Origin of the sequence: Streptomyces sp. KLMMK (assembly GCF_036961605.1) — a bacterium.
GTDB lineage: Bacteria > Actinomycetota > Actinomycetes > Streptomycetales > Streptomycetaceae > Streptomyces > Streptomyces telluris.
On sequence record NZ_JBAMDC010000744.1, the window covers coordinates 1 to 1,318 of the forward strand.

The window sequence follows — 1,318 nt, forward strand, 5'->3', positions numbered from 1 at the left end:
CGACCCTCGTCGCGGGCGGCGTCGGCGGCGGGATCGGCTACTGGGCGGCCAGCCGTGGCGACGGCGGCAGCTCGACGACCATCTCGTCGTCCGGCGACCCGAAGACCGAGAGCCGCGCCCCCGGTTCCGTCTCGGACATCGCCAGCAAGGCGCTGCCGAGCGTCGTCACCATCGAGGCGCAGAGCGGCGGCGGCGAGGGCGGCACGGGCACCGGCTTCGTCTACGACACCGAGGGCCACATCCTCACCAACAACCACGTCGTCGCCTCGGCCGCTCAGGGCGGTGGCAAGCTCATGGCCACGTTCTCGGACGGCAAGCAGTACGACGCCGAGGTCGTGGGCCGGGCGCAGGGTTACGACGTCGCCGTCCTCAAGCTGAAGAACCCTTCCGGCGCGAAGCTCAGCCCCCTCCCGCTGGGGAACTCCGACCGGACGGCGGTGGGTGACGCCACGATCGCGATCGGCGCGCCCTTCGGGCTGTCCGGCACGGTCACCACGGGCATCGTCAGTGCCAAAAAGCGCCCGGTGGCCTCCAGCGACGGCGGCGGCATGGGCAAGGCCTCGTACATGAGCGCCCTCCAGACGGACGCGTCGATCAACCCGGGCAACTCCGGCGGCCCACTCCTCAACGCCCAGGGCGCGGTCATCGGCATCAACTCCGCCATCCAGTCCGCGAACAACGGCGGCGGCTTCGGCGGCGCCCAGCAGCAGGCCGGCAGCATCGGCCTCGGCTTCGCCATCCCGATCAACCAGGCCAAGAACGTCGCCGACCAGCTCATCAGGACCGGCAAGCCGGTCTACCCGGTCATCTCCGCCTCGGTGAACATGAAGGACGCCGGCGCGGGCGCCAAGATCGCCCCCACCGGCGACAACAACAGCCCGGCGGTGACCCCGGGCGGCCCGGCCGACAAGGCCGGCCTCAAGCCGGGCGACGTCATCACCAAGCTCGACGACACCGCCATCGACAGCGGCCCCACCCTCATCAGCGAGATCTGGACCCACAAGCCGGGCGACAAGGTGAAGGTGACCTACACCCGCGACGGCAAGCAGTCCACGGCAGAGATCACATTGGGCGAACGCAAGGGCGACAACTGAAGCGATAGGCTGGCCCCCGCGCCGCCGAGCACTGGCGGTGCGGGGAGAGTTGCCCGAGCGGCCTAAGGGAACGGTCTTGAAAACCGTCGTGGCAGCGATGTCACCGTGGGTTCAAATCCCACACTCTCCGCCGTCCCTGCGTCAGCGCAGGCAGAAGGGGTGCCCCGTCGGGGGCGCCCCTTTCGTGCTGAGGGCCTGTTCCGGTCTGCGGGCATGCGGCGCTT

At 70.2% G+C, this 1,318-nt stretch carries 1 protein-coding gene and 1 tRNA gene; both read left to right on the forward strand.

The window, feature by feature from the left end:
- The coding region (locus V7793_RS37660; protein ID WP_336014250.1) for a S1C family serine protease at positions 1-1,094 on the forward strand (1,094 nt) is incomplete at its 5' end.
- Positions 1,095-1,137: 43 nt separating this feature from the next.
- A tRNA-Ser gene (locus V7793_RS37665) sits at positions 1,138-1,224 on the forward strand.
- Positions 1,225-1,318 lie beyond the last annotated feature (94 nt).